The following is a 15978-nucleotide window of genomic DNA, read 5'->3' as shown; positions in this document are numbered from 1 at the left end:
ACATGGAGCTGTTGGCGTCAGATGTGGTCCGGCAGCCACGGCTCAACGTCCGTCGTGGCGCGGATCAGCTGGGCCAGGGCGCCTTCGGATCTGGCGGCGACGCCTGCGAGGTCCGCGGCGGCTGCCGTTCGGTAGCCGCCCGCGTACCAGACGGCCAGCTGTCCACGCGTGAGCCGGACGTCGCCCTGGTGGGGAGTCGCGGTGATCCTCCCGGTGCCGTTCTTGACTTCCAGCAGGTAGGACTGCCAGGTGCCGTCGGCGTCGCTTTCGATCTCCACCGGCACGGAGATTTCCAGGTCGGCTGGCCAGCCGCGCAGCCGGACGGCTTCGGGGAGGTTGAGGATGCGGAGCATCCAGGGGTGCCACGCTTCTGCCGTTGGCCGGTAGCGGTTCAGGTGGTGCAGGAGGGCGGGGTACGGGGGGAGGGCGGAGCGCCGGAAGTGGATGGCGGGGGCCCGGGTGTGGTGGCTGCCGAGGAAGGCCATCATCGCGCTGACGGTCTCGGCGTCGGCGGCCCAGAAGTCGTGGACGGTCAGTTCCATCCCGTGCCGAGGGTGCCGTTTCGTGGCGATGGACAGCAGCCCGGTGGGTGCCGGTGGCGGTCCGAACCGGTAGGTGGTCAGCTCGCGTTTGTCGTCCAGCCAGGTCGGCCACCAGTCCGGGCGCAGGACGGGCCCGTTCCACTGCCGGGCCAGGCGCCGTTGCAGCTCCTCGCCTTCCTGGGTCCGGCCGTGCTCGATGGCGATTTCGGATCTGGTGAAGGCCCGCTTGAGGTCTTCTGCGGCGATCGACCACGCGTATACCGGGACGGGAGCCTGCCAGCCCAGGCGGCGCAGGTGTCCGTTCGAGGTCGACCAGACGGTGGAGATCACCGCGCCCCTCTCGCGCAGCGGGCGGAGTCGTTCGGTCAGGAGGCTGCTGGCGAGGTGGCCGCCCCGTTCCTCGGGGGCGACGGCCCCGGCGCTGATGATGGCCGACGGCACGGGGGCCCCGCCGAAGAACTGGTGGAGAAGGAGGCCCAGCCCTCCGGCGATGACGCGGCCGCCGCGGACCGCGACGTGGAGGTCGGCATGGTTGTGCAGGCGGGTGATGTCGCCCACGGGGTGGCCGTATGCGCGGGTAGCGAGTTCGTTGTACTCCTGCCACAGCGTCTGGTCGGCCTTCATGATCGGGACGGGATCGGGCACGCGGTATCCCCTCTTTCTAGTAACCGGTGTGGTCGCGGAGGGCTTCGGCGTCCATGGGGGCGAAGAAGCTGCGGGTGAAGGTGATGACGGTGTTGCCGTGCTGGTTGTGGCCGGTGGTGCGGCAGGTGACGATCCCGTTGTCCGGCTGGCTCCTGGACCGGCGGCGGCCGGTGATCTCCGTCTCCGCGTAGAGGGTGTCGCCCACGAACACCGGGTCGCGGAAGCGGACGTCCTCGAAGCCGAGGTTGCCGGTGGTCAGAGCGCTGGTGCTGCGGACGGTCATCCCTCCGACGAGGTGGAGGGTGATGCTGCTGCACACCAGGGGCCGCCCCCACGCGGTGTGGCTGCTGTAGTGGGCATCGGTGTGGATCGGGGCGGCGTTGCCGCTGAGCGCGGTCAGCCACGTGTTGTCGGCATCGGTGACGGTGCGCCCGGGGCGGTGCTCGATGATCAGGCCCATCTTCAGCTCGTGGTAGCTGTGCCCGACGACTTCCCGGTAGCGGCCCCGGGAGATCTGCCGGTACCCCTGGGGCATGGGGATGGGGGCCGCCGTCATGCGCGCGCCTTGCCGGGGGCCGCTTCGCGGGCAAGCAGGTCCTGGGCGGCGGTGACCATCGGCGGGCCGACCATGCGTCCGTCGACGCGGACGATGCTCCCCCCGGCCCTCTCGGCGGCGGCAACGATGGCGCGGGCCGCGGCGATCTCCTCCTGGGCGGGCCGGAACACCTCGTCGATGACGGACAGATGCGCCGGGTGGACGCAGCTTTTGCCGGTGAAGCCAAGAGCCTTTGCCCGCTGGGCTTCCTGCCGCAGGCCAGCGAGGTCGTCCAGGTCGAAGAACGGCGAGTCGATGGCGGGGATGCCCGCGGCTGCCGCGCTGGTCACCAGCGCCGCCCTGGCGTGCACAAGTGCCTCCCAGGTTCGGCTGCACCCTGCGGCGGTCGCGTAGTCGGCCGTGCCGAACACGACGCCGGCGATGCGACGGGCCCGCACGATGCAGGGCAGCTCCTCCAGCGCGCGGGGCGTCTCGATCAGCGCATACAGGTGCGGGGCATAGCCGGGGGTGTCGAGGGCTCCGGCGACGATGTCGATGTCGCGGGCGGATTCGACCTTGGGGACCAGGACGATCTGAGGCTTGGCGGGGTAGCCGTGGAGGGCGGCGAGGTCGAGGATGCCGTCGCGGGTGGTGGGCGAGCTGATCCGCACGCCGAGCGCACAACGGCTGGGCGGGTGGGTGAAGAAGACGCGCGCGCTGCGGCGGGCTTCCGGCTTGGCCGCGACCGGGACGGAGTCCTCCAGGTCGACCAGGGCGACGTCCGCGCCGCTGCTGTGCGCGGCGGGGAACCGGTCGCGCATGTGGCCGGGGGTGATGATCCAGGTTCTACCGGGGCCCGGCGTTGGGGTCATCGCAGCGCCCCCTGTGCTGCCAGTTCGCGGGCGGTGTCCGGGATCATGTCTTCCTGCCCGGCGGTGACCCGGAGCCTGCCCAGTTCGACGAACAGGTCCCAGGGGTGCACGCCCGCCTGCTCGGCGGCCGCGAGGACGGGCTTCTTGAAGCCGGAGAACACCCCGGACAGTCCGGAGACCAGGCTGGTGGAGTCGATCGTCGGCGGGGCGGGCATGAGGGTCCGCTCCGCGAGGTCGGCGGCGTCGGCCAACTGTCGCAGGTCGATGCCGGTGTGGTGGCCCAGGCGCTCCAGCACGGCCACCAGGACCTCCAGCTGCGTGTTGCCCGCGCCCGCGCCGAATCCCCGGGCGCACGCGTCGATCACCTGGGCTCCGGCCTCGATGGCGGCGATCGAGTTCGCCACGGCCAGGCCGAGGTTGTTGTGTCCGTGGAAGGCGACCGGCACGTTGACCGCCGCGGTGATGGCCGAGATGCGGGTGGTCACGTCCTGGGGCAGGTAGTGGCCTGCGCTGTCGAAGATGCAGACTCCTTGCGCGCCGTAGCCGACCATCAGCGCGCACTGCTCGGCCAGTTCCTGGGGGCTGGCCATGTGACTCATCAGCAGCACGCCCTGGGCCTCGGCGCCGAGTTCGCGGATCACGCCGAGGTGGTGTTCGGTGACGGTGGCCTCGGTGCAGTGCGCGGCGACGCGGACCACGTCCACGCCGTGGCCGACGGCGTGGCGCAGGTCGCGGCTGGTGGCCCAGCCGGGCAGCATCAGCGCGGCCATTTTGCTGTGGGGGAGGGCATCGCGGGCGGTGGCAAGCATCTCGGCGTCGCTGAGTCGGCTGTGACCGACCTGGTGAGAGGAGGCGCCCAGCCCGTTGCCGTGCCCGATCTCGACCACGGGGACACCGGCGGCGTCGGCTGCGGCGGCGTAGGCGTGGATCTGGGGGGCGTCGAGCTGGTGGCGGACGGCGTGCTGGCCGTCGCGCAGGGTGGGGTCGTGCACGATCACGGCGGGCTCGGTCATCGGGCCAGCTCCTTCGCTCCATGGGTCGCGGCGGCGTGTTGTTCGGCCGCGTGGATGGCGGCTGCGCTGATGACTTCGAGGTTTCCGGCGTGCACCGGGAGCTGGCCGCGGGTCGCGGTCACCTCCGCGATCACGCGCACGCTCTTGTCGGTGACGGTGCATGAGGTGACCCGGTAGCCGGGGACGACGGCCCTCATGTCCGCCTCGGCGGACTCCACCATGGTCCGGACCGGTTCCTGCTCGACGCCGTCGGCCACCACCGTCATGGCGATGCGGAAGGGTGGCGCGGGCTGGGCGGCGGAGATGTTCAAGATGGCCTTGGCCCGCTCGGCGCCGGTGAACTGGCCGATCGCGTCCTGGGTCGTGAAGAGGTATTCGTCGAGGTTGAGTCGGCTTGCCCGGCCCACGCTGGCGGTCGCGGCGGTGGCCACCATCTCCACGTAGGTGGGCTGGTAGCGCTGGGCGAGGGCGTGCAGGACGGGGATCGATGCCTGACCGCCGCAGGAGACGAGTCCGATGTGCCGGTGCGCGGCGGCCTGGTGGCCGTTGACGGTCGGCACGATCAGGGCGCCGGTGCTGGTGGGGGTGAGGTCCACCAGCACCGCCCCGGTGTCAGCGAGCCTCTTCGCGTGCTCCGGGTGATCGAAGGCGCTGGTCGCGTCGAAGACGATGTCGAAGCGTCCCGCGTCCAGCAGGGCGTCGATGCCGCCCGCCGTGGTGGTGGTGCAGCCCAGCTCGGCGGCCTGGGCCAGTCCGCGGCTACCAGGGGCGCGGCCGACGACCAGAGCGCACTGGAGGGACGGGGAGTTCTGTATCCGGTCGATCAGGTCGAGACCGAGGAACCCGGTCCCGAGGACGGCAGTGGTCAGCATAAGTCCTCCGATTCAACGTCAGCGGGTAAGACGTGCAGGTTGATGGCGGGAAGGCGGGTGGATGTGGCGCGGAAGTGCGTGCCCGGGAGCAGCGGGAGGCTGGCGTGCACCGATCCGGCCAGGACGATGTCTCCGGCGCGCAGCCCCGTACCGAGCCTGGACAGGCGGCGTGTCAGCCAGAGAAGGGCCCGAAGCGGATCACCGAGGATGTCGCGGCCCTGCCCGGCCCCGGCGAGGGTGCCGTTGGCCGTCACCGTGATCTGCTCGGCGGACAAATCCCAAGCCGGAGCGAACGGGATGGGACCGCCGATGACCACGCCCGCGCAGGCGGCGTTGTCGGCGACGCTGTCGACGAGGGTGATGTCCCAGTCGGGAAAGCGAGTGTCGAGGATCTCGAAGGCGAGGAAGACTTCTGCCACCGCCGGGGCCACGTCCTCCAGGTCGGCCGTCCCGGTCAGGTCGCGCCCGAGTCGGAAGGCGATCTCGGTCTCGATCCTCGGGTTCATGAAGTCGCTCGCGTACAGGCTGCTCCCGCTGGGCGCGACCATGTGGTCCAGCACGACGCCAGAATCGGGCTCGTGAATGCCCATCTGCTCCTGCATCGCGGCCGAGGTCAGCCCCACCTTGTGACCGGCGACCCGGGCACCGGCCCGCAGGCTCCACCCCGTGCTGATCTGCTGGACGCGGTAGGCGTCTGCCAGAGTCAGTTCCGGGTGGCGCCGGGACAGCAGCGGGGCGGGGATGCGGGCCCGTGCTGCCTTGGCCAGTTCCTCGGCCAGCCGGACGAGAAGCGCCTCGCTTGCGCCCGGGGCGGGCGGCCGTTCGGCGCCACCTTGGCTCCTGGACACCGGCTACCGCCCGCTGCCGGGCCGACCAGCCGCGTCAGCCCCGGAGTGCAGGGCGGCGAGCACCGGCAGGAAGTCGGCCGTGGGACCGCCGAGCCCGGCGATGTCGGCGTCCGAGCGGATGAAGTCGATCCTGTCCAGCTCGGGGATGCGGCCCCGCTCGACCTCGCTGGAGGCGAGCGCCGCGTAGGCGTCCTTGAGCGTGCCGGCCGACCGGGCAGGCGCCCGGAAATGGATACCGATGTTGCCCCAGTTCCCGCGCGTCACCGCCCACAGCTCCAGGCCGCAGTGCGAACCGTCGAGTCCGATCTCCTCGGCGAGCTCCCGGGCGGCATGCCGGGCCAGCGCGTCCGCGTCCAGCCCGCCGTCGCCGTCCGTGGGCGGCTCGATCGTCCCTCCGGGCAGCTGCCAGCGCCCGGAGCTGACGGTCGAGGCCGCCATACGCCCCACCAGCAGCCGACCGTCGGTCGTCGGCTGGGCGACGGAGACGAACAGCGAGGGCGCCGGTACAGCGTGGTCAGGGTCCAGGCGCAGGACGAGGAGTCGGTACGTGGCGCGGCACCACGACAGGACCATCGTCTGCGGGTCCGTCCACTCCACTGCGGTGCACACCACCACCGGCCCGTCGAAGAGCGCGGGGTTGACCGTGGTCATCTCCTCCCATCTGCGGTTCATCGCAGCCCTCTGGGCGTCCGTGAGTTCCGGCGGTGCCGTCTCCACCAAGCGCAGATCGGGGACGCCGAGGAGTTCGACGGCGGGCACGGCGGGCTCGGACAGGTTGGTGGTCAACGTGGTCTCCACTTCGGGCCCGCGGGTGCGGGCCGTTCGATCGCTTGGGCAGAGGGCCGCTGCCGATGAGGCGCGGAGCCCGGAAGCTACCGCTTCAGCAACGCGGGATGGGCGAGGCGCGAAGGCAGGGGTCGGATACCGAGGACCGCCGTCAAACCGGGTCTCCGCCCCAAGCGCTCTGGCGTCAGGGAGCAGTCTGGGCCCGAGCCGGTGCGCGTCAGCAGGGGGCGCACCCGTGGCACTTGGCCGGGGCGTGGCGCAGCGCGCCATGGGGAGCGACAGGGGGCGGGAAAACAGGGGTGCGAGGGAGCGCACTGCGGAAGCGCTCCCAGGCGCCCAACCGGTGCACTACTGTCGGTCATTGCTCATCCACAGTGAGAATTCTCCTGGGTGGAGGCCCGTCCATGCCCTCTGAGCCCGTGCACGACCAACTCCCGAAGTCCGGGGAGTCCGCGTTCTGCTACTGGTTCCGCATCTGCGAGTTCTCCAAGAAGGGGCTGGCGACCGCCGTCACAGAACGAGCCCTGCTCGTCGGCCTACCGAATGTCCGCCCTGACGGCTCCCGGGTACGGGGCTGGCTGGGCGGCGAGCAGCCGCGCGAGCCGGTGCCCCAGCTGCTGGCCGACGTCTTCTCCGCCCGCTGCGGCCGCCACCTCACCCCAGCCGATCTCGGGTTCGCCGGATCATCCGGTCTGGACGACCTCACCCGCTACCGGGGCCCGGCCGAACTCCTGGGCGACCTGGCCCGTACCGCCTCAGCCGGGCTCGTACACGAGCCCTCGCCAGCGGAGCCGCCAGTACCGGACAGCGAGCAGTACCGAGTCGAAATCCCCTACGACCCGGAGCGGCTGCTGACCGGCCTGCACTCCTGGGCGTACGTACAGCCCCATGGCCTCCCCGGCACCGCAACCGGCGCGCCCGGACGGCGGCTGGGCGCCGCTGACGCGGCCCTCATCGCTGACTACACCCGCATGTTCCGGACCATGGACAACCGGCACGGAGGCGGCTCCACCCTGCACTCCGCTACCGGCCAACTCGCCTGGGCCACCCGCACGATCCGCGACGGCAGCTACACCGAAGCCGCAGGCCGGGCGCTCTTCCGTGAACTCGCCGATCTCGCCGGATGCGTCGGCTGGATGTCCCACGACGTCGCCCAGTGGCCCGCCGCCATCCGAAACCTGACTCTGGCCGTGCACGCCGCCCGCGAGAGCGGCGACGCCAACCTCACCGCGCACCTGCTGCAATGCCTGGCCCGCATCTGGGGCTACCTCGGACGCCCCGACACCGGCGCCGACTGCATCGCCCTCGCCCTGTACGGCACACGCAACAGCGCCCACCCAGTCGTGCGGGCAGGTCTGTACTCCCTCGCCGCCCGCTTCGCCGCCATGCGCAACCAGAGCACAGAAGCGCTGCGCAACGTTCGCCACGCACAGGAGATCTTCCACGAGGATGCCTCGGATGAACTCCCGGCCTACGCCGCTTACCTCAATCACGCGGAACTCTCCTCCACCCTCGGCGAGGTGCTGCTGTTTCTCGCCCGCGCCAGCAACCACGCCCAGCACGCGACAACAGCGCTCGAACTGCTCGGCATAGCCTCCGCAGAGAGAGACCCGGACCGGGCGCGGTCCCGAGCGTTCGACGCCGTCGGAGTGGCGCGAGCCTTGCTCGTCGTCGGCGACATCGACGCCGCCTGTGACGCTGGCCGCCGAGCCCTCGCCATCGGCAGCGGCGTGGATTCCGCCCGGGTCCGCCGTCGCTTCCTGGATCTGGCCCGCGAATCAGCGCCCCACGAAGGCGCCCCAGCCGTGCGCGACCTGCGCGAACAGCTCCTCGCCACCAGCGCGGAGGGTCCACGACTGGCTCCCTGACGCCGAGACCTTCGCCGCCGGCCCCGCATCAGATCGAGCTTGGGGTGTTGTGGAAAAACCTGGGTGGGCTGGCACCAGCAGTTCGGGAAGGGCGAAGGCCCGGAACCGAAGGGTTGATCAGGCGGCTCGGGTGAACGGGGACGGTGCGGTCGATCATGAGGCATGAGCCCCCACACCATCTACTACCTCGACGGCGCATCCTTCGACGCCAACGACACCCCGGCTTCGTCCTGCTCTGACGTCACCCGGCCACACCGTTGCTGGGCTGTCCCACTCCGGTCGAGCGGGACAGCCCACCAGGCCCAGCAAGCCGCTGGATCAGGTCATCGCAGCGGTGGCTCCTATACCGAATCGGGCTGAGAGGGTGTCCCGGATGGTCTCCATCGCGTCGATGATCGACGTGCACAAGGAGATGGCCTGCAGGGCCGCTGCTGGGGGCAGGGCGGCGTCCTGGCCCTGTCCCAGCCTCCGCCGGATGCGGCGCGCGCTGCCCCACACCGCGAGGGTGAAGTGCGCGGCCGCGGTCCCGGTCAGGCCCTGGCCGGTGTACGGGCCGCAGGGGACAAGACGGTTGTGAAAGAAGCCGAGGCGAACTTCGAGCTGGTCCACCAGCAGGCCGGTGTCTCCGGAGACCTGCGGGACGGACAGGAGCTGTGCCAGGACAGTGGTGTCCCGGTGGGCGGCGGCGAGGAGTTCGGTGAAGGTAGGCGGCTGGGCGGATGCTTCGGGGAACGCGGTGCCGTCAGGCCACATGGCGGAGGTGGCGATGGTGCCGTCGATGTGGATGTCGCGGTAGGCCGCGTAGATGTCTGCGTGGCTGGGAAGCGGGACGTCGTCGTTGGGAACCGCGTGCCAGTGGGCCAGGGCAGCGCCGCGGCCGGTGTTGAGGTTGGCGCTCACGGTGTCCAGTACGGCGGCGTCTGCTGCGGTGAGGAGAGCGTCGAGTGCCGTGTCCGGATTGGTCATTTCGCACTTCCAGCGGATTTCAGGCCCAAGAGCTCCTTCAGCAGGGCACGGGCGCGGGAGACGTTCTGCCGGACCGCGTTCGGCTTCATCTCCAGCTCGTCCGCGATCTCGTTCGTCGAGTAGCCGTCGAGGAGCCAGGCCATCACCTGGCGCTGTTTCATCGGCAGCTGGGCCAGGGCTTCGTAGACGCGTTTTTCCTCGTCGGCCAGCACGACTCTGTCCAGCGGGCAGGAGAAGGCTGGCCGGTCGGGCATCTCGTCGGTGAGTTCCTCCTGCGGGCGCGGGGCGGAAGGCGACCTTCCGTAGCCAGGCCCCGGGGGACTCGGTTACGTGCCACTGCCGGAAGCCCTCTATGAACGCGGTCTGAGCGGCGTCGGCCGCCTCGTGCGGGCTGGCCCCGTAGCGCATGACGAACCTGATCAGGGACGGCATGTGCTCTTCGTAGTAGCGGGAGAAGTCCTCGCGGAGCTTCTCGTCTTGGTGGGCAGGCACGGGGACACCACGTTGGCCGGGGAGGGACACGGGGAGGGCGCGGATGGTATGGCTCGTGCGGCTATTCACGCGTGCCTCCTGCCGGCGGACTGACCCGGACTCGGATGCTGTCGCCGTGGTGGGCTTCGCTCAGTGTGCTGCCCGGTGGCAGCGCACGCACGCGCTCGCTGATGCCCTGCTGACGCAGCCGGGCCAGCCGAACCCGGGCACGGCTGCCTATCCAGGCGTACAGCAGGCGCGCTCCCGCGGCGCAGACCGTTCCCACGGCCGCCGCGACCGCGATCTCCACGCGGCTCCTCACACTACTTCGATCGACGGTGCCCCATTGCGCCGCCAGTGGACCTTTAGAGGTGCATCTCGGCTCGCAATGTGTGACATCCAAATCACAAAAAGTTCGAGTTTGCCGCCTCGGTGCAGACGGTCGTCCCGCCGCACCGCTGCTGGCCCCCGGCCCGGAGGACGCCCGCCGCGGTGCCAGGGCTCTGGCTGACGCCGCCCGGCTGCTGGCCCCCGAGGCTGCGGCCGCCGCCGAGGAGTACGCGGCGCAGGAACAGGACGCCGACGCTGAGCTGCTGGCCGCGCTGGAAGCGGCCCGGCCGAGCTGGTCAGCGCCGCCCACTACCTCGACCGCGGCCTGGTCGGCGACCCCGAACCGGTCGTCATCGACGCCCCCGGGGATATCGAACGTCTCCTGGTGGGGCCCGGCCCCCGGCGACATCCACCTGGAGAAGGCGCTGCGCGCCGAGCTGTGGGAGCCGCACACCGACGACGCCCGGGTCGGCTACGACCCGTTCGGCCGGATGGTGCTGCACAACCCGGCCACCGGCGCCGGCTGGTCGTTGGCGACCTGCGCGCCCACACCGGTTAGCTGCTCCGGGATGACCCGGTCTACGGCTCGGTGGTGTGTAGCGCACCACGGCGGCTGCCCCTCTGATCCGCTCACGCTGCGGCAGCCGCCGTCTACCCCGCGGAAATGGGTGATGCCGGGGAACGTACGGGGGGGCGTCTCAAAGGTGGTGTACCTGGGCGGAACTGTCCACCCAGTGCCAGTTCACCGGGGCGTACTGCTTCTTCAGCGCGTTACGCCCGGTCCCGTAGCCCTTCAGGGCGGTCTCCACCGCGTCCGCCAGGCCATCGAGTTCCTCCGGCACCGGCACGCGCAGCAGGAGGTGCTGTTTGTGGTGGGCGAGGAGGAGTTCGCCTGCGGGTGTGCACTCAAGCAGGGCGAAGTGTGTCAGGGCCTTGAACGGCTTGTCCTGGGTGGATATCCGGGATCGCAGGCGGCCGTCGGCGTTCCAGGCGTACAGGCCGTAGCGGTTGAGGTGGAAGGCTCGCCCGCGGTGTGGGTCGGCCACCACAGTGAAGCAGAAGCCGGTGAACGGGCTGTCCTTGTACGGGTCCAGCCCCTCCAGACGGCCCCGCACCACTCCCTGATCGTCGAGGAGGGCGAAGGCGAAGACCTGGCCCCGGTTGCCCGAGCGGTAGATCTTTCCGAAGACGGGGACGACAAAGAGGTCGTCGCCCAGCGGGGCCGGTCGGCCCATCCTGGAGTTGACGTAGTCGTAGGGGCTGTGGGCGTCCTTGGACAGGATCTCGGTCAGCGAGGGCGCCGGGCGGTTGCCGCGCCCCACCGGCGCGCCCCGGAAGCGGACGTGAGGGTACTGGTCGGCGTCGGTCTGCCGGGCGGTGCGTGAGTCGTGGGTCGCGATGGCCCGCAAGGTGGCCTTGGAGCCGGGGGCCAGAGTGCTGCCGGGCTCGGAGAGGGCGACGATGTTCGGGTGCGCTCCGGCCCAGTTGCTCAGGTGGTACTCGGGCGTCGTGCACAGCAGTCGGCCCGAGGGGGTGAGGGCTATCGACGCGGCGTAGGGGTCGCCTGTCCTCGCCTTTTCCTCCTCCCAGCCCCAGGGCATCGTCCAGGAGGCCAGGACCCGGCTCAGGTCCGGGGAGATCAGGTGGGTGCTTCCCGGCTTCGAGGTGAGCGCCACCGTCCCGTCCGGGAGGACCGCCAGGGTCGGGCTCTCTCCCCGCTCGATCGCCGAGGGGGTACCGTCCGGCCGCGGCTGCCCGAACAAGGCGGTGGCGGTGGGCGTTCCGTCGGGGGAGTGCCGGGTGATCATCTGGCAGTTGAAGTTCTGCTCGGCGGGGTCCGTCGAGCGGGCGGCTTCCCCGCGGTAGCGCCCCGCTCCGGACAGCGCGTATGTGTCTCCGGTCGGCGTCGCCACGACGTGGTGTGTCATGAACCCCCATCCGTCGGCTGTTGGGTCGACGTGATGGGTGTCGATCAGTGAGGCGGGCAGGGTCAAGGGCAAGGTCATAGTCACGATCGGAATCCTCCACCCGACCTCTGACAGCCGTCATACGAGTTGATCCGTCACCGAAGGTGTGGACGACGACGTTCGGCAAGGCGTCTACCGCATGGTTGACGGCTGGGATGACCGCCCCGCGTAAGAGCCCGACGGCGATCCCCTGATCTGGCACTACCGCAGCTCCGCCCCGCTGTGATATCCCCTGGCACACCCCTCGACCCACACCCCCCGCCAGGCGCACCGTGGCCCGACCACCCCCACACCGCCAGCCCAGGGGGACCCGCATGTCCGAACCGCGGTACTGACGGCGAAGCCCGCATCACCGTCGCCTACAAACCCGGCAGCGCTGTCGAGCACATGACCGACGCCCAGTTCCTCGCCGAGTTCCACCCCGACAAGATGCGCCGCACCGTCACCGCCGTCGACGACGACAACGGGCTCAACGACACAATCACCAAGCTCGCCGAGGAACGCCTCCGCCGACACCCGCCTGGCGCCCCCTACACCGCCGACGAGATCGTCCCGCTCCTCGACGACCCGGACAACCACGATCAGGCTGCACGGATCGCGGCACTCCTCAACAAGCTCCCAGGAACGGGCCGCCAATGTGGGAAGCGCGCCACACCACCGTACGCCGCCCCCCTCTCCACGGACTGCGGCAGGGGCCGTCGCTCCCTCTCCGCCAACGCGCGGGCCCGGGCCGGAACCGGCGCACCGGCGTTGTCGGCATAGTCGATTGATGCGTTGTCGTCCCAGCTTCACCGCGAACGTGGACCTTCGCAGTGCGTGGGTTCTACGCTCGGGGTGTTGCCTTCTCTGATGGCGGCTGGCTCAACGATGGCGCGGTCCCGCGCGTAGTCCTCGTGCCGGAGGGCGCGGGGCCGCGCCATCAGCATGAGAAGGCGATGGCCTCGACTGCCGCGGCGTTCGGGGCGTCGGCGAGGGAGCCGGGGAGGGGGCGGCCGTGACCGGCGTGCTCGGGGGCTCCATACAGCTTGGCGAGAGCCTGGGACGGGAGGAGGCCGCGCGCCTTCGCGGCGCGTAGCTCATTGATCCACACCATGCCCTCGTTCGTGGCACGAGGCCCGCCGGCCTCCCGCGGTTCGTAGGCGGAGGCGTCGTCCTCGTCGCCAGCCCAGAGGTACCCGAGGATCGAGCCGCTCTCCTTGTCGACGATGGTGAGGTACTGCACGGGCTTCTCGGTCCAGTCCTGGTAACGCGCCGGCCCGCCCGGCTTCTCCCGGAAGAACATGGGTTCTTCGAGGCGCGACTTGGGACTGACGTCCTGCAAGCTCGGCGCCTGCTCGGGCGTGCCGGAGGCGATGTGGCTGGGCCCGGCGGGGTCCGACTCGCGGATCAACTCGGACAGCGCTGTCGTCGGTGGGGCGCTGCGGGCCTTGGCGTCGCGGAGCTTGGACACGTACAGGGCACCCATGTTGAATGCCTCGTCGCCGCCCCCCGGGTTGGTCTGCCAGCCAGCCGCGTCGTCCTCGTCGTTGGCCCAGACGTACCCCAGGACGGTGCCCTGCGGGCCCGCCACGGTCACGTACTGGACCGGCTTGTCCGTTGTCCTCGCGTACCGCTGCGGACTGTCGACTTCCTCGAAGGTAAGTGGCTCGGTCGTCCGCGGATTCTCGACCGTGGCGGCGTTCGGGGCGTCGGTGAGGCAGTCCGGCGCGGCCCGGCCATTGTTTCCCTCCGGGCTGGCAAGCAGCTCTTCGAGGGCCTGGGACGGCAGGAGACCCCGCTGCTTGGCGTCCTCCAGTCTGGCGTGCCAGATGCCGCCCTCGGAGAACGCCCGGGGGCCGGCGGCCTCACGCGGTTCCCACGCGGCGGCATCGTCTTCATCGTTGGCCCACACGTAACCGAGGACCGCGCCCCTCTGTTTGTCGACCACCGTGAAGTAACGGACGGGCTTGCCGGTGTAGGTCTGGTAGCGCGGCGGCCCCGGCGACACGAGGTTGAAGTGCACGTCCTCGTCGAAGCGCGAGGGCTTCGGTTGCTCACTGCTCACGGTCCGCGTTCCTTGGGTCGGGCTGATCTGCGACGAGGCTACGGCCTAGCCAGCGGCGGCCGACACGCTGCGCCGCTCGACCATCCCGCCTACGACTCCATCGGAGGCGGTGTCAGCCAGCGGCATCGTGTTGTCGGCTGTCCAGCGGTCGCGCCCGTTGTCCCGGACCAAGCGGATGTACCGCGGGCCCGCTGTCGGCTCCCCCAACAGGTTGAGCAGGCTAGCCTCCAGGGCCTCGCCGCGGTTGGCCCGGCAGGTGGCAGCCTCCTGCTAGGGCTGGTCCTCGCCCTTGATACGCACCATCAGCCGGGCGTCATGGTGGATCCACCGGCTGCCGGTGCCGTGCGTGGTGGTGCGGTCCAGGCGGACGCCGACGATGCGGTCCGCACGCTCCCAGTGCGAGGTCAGCCGGACCCAGGTGGTGTCGAGTGCCATGGTTCAGTCCTCTCTCCTCGGCGGCAGCACAATGCCGGGCGGCCCATGGGGTCCGCCCGGCAGAGGTCTCTGCGCAGTTCCCCGTCACCGTGACTCAGGCTGCGGAGCCGACGAGTCGATCTCGGTGTGCGGTGGAGCCGGTGCCCGGAGGCACCGGCTCCGCAGGTTGTGACTGCTGGTCAGATGCGGACTGTCCGGCTGCCCTGGATCCAGTCCTGGGTCTGCACGCTGTGGTTGCGGTGGTTGGAGTTGGCGATCGTGAACTGCCGCAGTGGCCCGAAGTGGGCTTCGATCGGGTTGGTCCAGGAAGCGTAGATCGGGGTGAAGCACAGCTCGACGCGGTTCTTCTTCGCCCAGCGACGGACCTTGTCGCCCTTGCGAGCGGACAGATTGTCCAGGATGACGTAGATCGGGGCGCCGTCCGGGCGTGCGACCCGGATCGATCTCAGTGCGGCCAGGGTGTTCACCGCACCCTTCATTACGGCGGTTGACGCCCCACAGCCGGTCGTCGCCGACGGAGTAGCAGCCGTGGAAGTACCGCACCCCGTGGGTGCGGTGGTAGGTCGCGGGATGGAGCTCGGGAGGGGCACCTCGCCCACCGCCACGTCCGAACGACAATTCCGCTGGCCCCTGGCCTCTTTCATCTCCGTCGAAGGAGAACGCGGGGCCGCGGCGCTGCGCGCACCGGGGAGTCGCTGCTGCTGGTGGCGGCAAATCTGCCGCCGATGGCGTCCCCACGCCCCACGACATCACGTACGGCCTGCGAAGCAGGAGAGGCATCGAGGATGCTGTGAGGTTCCGGTTACTTGCCCGCCTCGATATTCGCCCACGGCAGACGAGACGAATGCTCAAAAGACTGGACCTCCCTCCGGGGCTATGTCAACGTACAACACCCCGGAAGCACGGAGTCGGTGAGTGGCCCGCCGGTGACTCGATGAGGCGTCTCTTCTGCTGATGCAAGCGCTCTGCTCTGTCCAACTGACTGCTCCCTCCTCTTTGTTCTGGGCCGCTTAACGCGTGGACCGCGCACACCTGATCCAACTACGGTGCGCTCTCCTCGGCGGTCTGCCTGTGCGTCTGCGCGGAAGGTCTCTTTGGAGGGAGCCTGAGGCAGCGAGGCTATCGCCTTGATCGCCGAATTCCCGCCTGCGTGGGCAGGAACCCCCGAACGGGAAGTCGTGTCATCGCATCGCAGGTTGGCAGGACGGAACGTGCTGTCGCTGCGAGCCTGCAGCGCCTCTGCTAGGCGGGGCTTCGTGGCCGGGTATAAGAAGAGCATCAGGGACTTGATCGCGTACCGGCTGGTGTTGTGGCCGATCACCCAGGGCGGAGCCCGGTCAGATGCAGGCGAAACATAGCCGACGATCGCCGGTTGGCCAAACCGGCATCTCTCCGCATCATTAGTGTCGATCCGCTTCCGGTGCTCGGAGGGGGGATTGGCGTGCCTCCGGTACGCCTAATGGCCGTTACTGGTAATTCTGGGGAACGAGATGAGTAGCGAATTTATCGGAGTCGCCGCTGCTGCGGCGTACCTTGATGTGAGTGAGCGCTGGATGTATCGGCAGTCACTGCGGTATGGGATTCCGAGATACCGTTTCGGTGGGAAGGTGAAATTCAAGGTGGTAGATCTCGATAGATGGGCGCGTCAGCAGCGCATCTCCTAGCACCCAGTCAACATCGCATTGCGCTGCTAGTAGAATCCAGAAAGGGTGCATGTCGACCTCCAGGCTTGCTCACGGTATGGGCAGCTTCTTCAAGAAGTGTACGTGTGCTCGACAGGGTCG

Annotated in this window: 16 protein-coding genes and 2 pseudogenes; 3 read left to right on the top strand and 15 right to left on the bottom strand. The window is 69.8% G+C overall.

All coding sequences use genetic code 11. The features are described from left to right. Positions 1-17: 17 nt before the first annotated feature. The 7 genes from ABZ370_RS40540 to ABZ370_RS40510 are packed head-to-tail and all read right to left on the bottom strand — an operon-like array spanning position 18 to position 6113. Complete coding sequence (locus tag ABZ370_RS40540) at positions 18-1187, bottom strand: GNAT family N-acetyltransferase (protein ID WP_358632391.1); 1170 nt, start codon at positions 1185-1187, stop codon at positions 18-20. A 16-nt stretch (positions 1188-1203) separates the two neighbouring features. Beyond that, the gene (locus ABZ370_RS40535; RefSeq protein WP_358632388.1) at positions 1204-1743 is read right to left on the bottom strand and encodes a MaoC family dehydratase; all 540 of its coding nucleotides are present in this window, start codon (positions 1741-1743) and stop codon (positions 1204-1206) included. Then, positions 1740-2594: a CoA ester lyase gene (locus ABZ370_RS40530; RefSeq protein WP_358632385.1), complete on the bottom strand. Its 855-nt coding sequence runs from the start codon at positions 2592-2594 to the stop codon at positions 1740-1742. The genes ABZ370_RS40535 and ABZ370_RS40530 overlap by 4 nt, the downstream gene beginning before the upstream one ends. Beyond that, a complete protein-coding gene (gene dmpG, locus ABZ370_RS40525; RefSeq protein ID WP_358632382.1) occupies positions 2591-3607 on the bottom strand; it encodes a 4-hydroxy-2-oxovalerate aldolase in 1017 nt (338 codons plus the stop codon). Before dmpG ends, ABZ370_RS40530 begins: the two co-directional genes overlap by 4 nt. Further along, positions 3604-4479, bottom strand: coding sequence for an acetylating acetaldehyde dehydrogenase (locus ABZ370_RS40520; protein ID WP_358632379.1), 876 nt, complete (start codon positions 4477-4479; stop codon positions 3604-3606). Before ABZ370_RS40520 ends, dmpG begins: the two co-directional genes overlap by 4 nt. Then, on the bottom strand, positions 4473-5327 hold the full coding sequence (locus ABZ370_RS40515; RefSeq protein WP_358632376.1) for a fumarylacetoacetate hydrolase family protein: 855 nt from the start codon (positions 5325-5327) through the stop codon (positions 4473-4475). Before ABZ370_RS40515 ends, ABZ370_RS40520 begins: the two co-directional genes overlap by 7 nt. Positions 5328-5330: 3 nt before the next feature. Beyond that, complete coding sequence (locus ABZ370_RS40510; protein WP_358632373.1) at positions 5331-6113, bottom strand: NUDIX hydrolase; 783 nt, start codon at positions 6111-6113, stop codon at positions 5331-5333. 404 nt (positions 6114-6517) lie between these two features. Between ABZ370_RS40510 and ABZ370_RS40505 the strand changes: the two genes are divergently transcribed. Further along, positions 6518-7981 carry a transcriptional regulator gene (locus ABZ370_RS40505; RefSeq protein ID WP_358632370.1) on the top strand — a complete coding sequence of 488 codons (1464 nt, stop codon included), beginning with the start codon at positions 6518-6520 and terminating at the stop codon, positions 7979-7981. A 318-nt stretch (positions 7982-8299) separates the two neighbouring features. On the opposite strand, the gene ABZ370_RS40500 is transcribed toward ABZ370_RS40505, so the two are convergent. The 5 genes and pseudogenes from ABZ370_RS40500 to ABZ370_RS40480 all read right to left on the bottom strand — a co-directional run bounded on the left by ABZ370_RS40500 (position 8300) and on the right by ABZ370_RS40480 (position 11754). Beyond that, positions 8300-8947, bottom strand: a complete 648-nt coding sequence (locus ABZ370_RS40500; protein ID WP_358632440.1) for a hypothetical protein — start codon at positions 8945-8947, stop codon at positions 8300-8302. Beyond that, positions 8944-9159: a sigma-70 family RNA polymerase sigma factor gene (locus ABZ370_RS40495; RefSeq protein WP_358632368.1), complete on the bottom strand. Its 216-nt coding sequence runs from the start codon at positions 9157-9159 to the stop codon at positions 8944-8946. The genes ABZ370_RS40500 and ABZ370_RS40495 overlap by 4 nt, the downstream gene beginning before the upstream one ends. Positions 9160-9298: 139 nt before the next feature. After that, positions 9299-9355: pseudogene (locus ABZ370_RS40490) on the bottom strand (sigma-70 family RNA polymerase sigma factor); the annotation flags it as partial. Between the two features lie 145 nt (positions 9356-9500). Further along, positions 9501-9728 carry a hypothetical protein gene (locus ABZ370_RS40485; RefSeq protein ID WP_358632366.1) on the bottom strand — a complete coding sequence of 76 codons (228 nt, stop codon included), beginning with the start codon at positions 9726-9728 and terminating at the stop codon, positions 9501-9503. A 718-nt stretch (positions 9729-10446) separates the two neighbouring features. After that, on the bottom strand, positions 10447-11754 hold the full coding sequence (locus ABZ370_RS40480; protein WP_358632364.1) for a hypothetical protein: 1308 nt from the start codon (positions 11752-11754) through the stop codon (positions 10447-10449). Positions 11755-12102: 348 nt separating this feature from the next. Here ABZ370_RS40480 and ABZ370_RS40475 point away from each other — a divergent pair, with 348 nt between their 5' ends. Continuing rightward, positions 12103-12477 (top strand): hypothetical protein, encoded by a 375-nt coding sequence (locus tag ABZ370_RS40475; protein ID WP_358632363.1) that lies wholly within the window; start codon positions 12103-12105, stop codon positions 12475-12477. Positions 12478-12634: 157 nt separating this feature from the next. Here ABZ370_RS40475 and ABZ370_RS40470 read toward each other — a convergent pair whose 3' ends face one another. The 3 genes and pseudogenes from ABZ370_RS40470 to ABZ370_RS40460 form a co-directional block, all read right to left on the bottom strand. Beyond that, on the bottom strand, positions 12635-13759 hold the full coding sequence (locus ABZ370_RS40470) for a hypothetical protein (RefSeq protein WP_358632361.1): 1125 nt from the start codon (positions 13757-13759) through the stop codon (positions 12635-12637). A 270-nt stretch (positions 13760-14029) separates the two neighbouring features. Next, positions 14030-14194: a hypothetical protein gene (locus ABZ370_RS40465; protein ID WP_358632359.1), complete on the bottom strand. Its 165-nt coding sequence runs from the start codon at positions 14192-14194 to the stop codon at positions 14030-14032. Between the two features lie 179 nt (positions 14195-14373). Further along, a pseudogene (locus ABZ370_RS40460) lies at positions 14374-14764 on the bottom strand (transposase); the annotation flags it as partial. A 920-nt stretch (positions 14765-15684) separates the two neighbouring features. On the opposite strand from ABZ370_RS40460, the gene ABZ370_RS40455 reads away from it, so the two are divergent. Next, a complete protein-coding gene (locus tag ABZ370_RS40455; RefSeq protein WP_358632357.1) occupies positions 15685-15858 on the top strand; it encodes a helix-turn-helix domain-containing protein in 174 nt (57 codons plus the stop codon). Positions 15859-15978: the final 120 nt, after the last annotated feature.

This window comes from Streptomyces sp. NPDC005962 (assembly GCF_040629205.1).
Lineage (GTDB): Bacteria > Actinomycetota > Actinomycetes > Streptomycetales > Streptomycetaceae > Streptomyces.
Note: the sequence above shows the minus strand (reverse complement) of the source record. Positions and strands in the feature narration are given on the sequence as shown.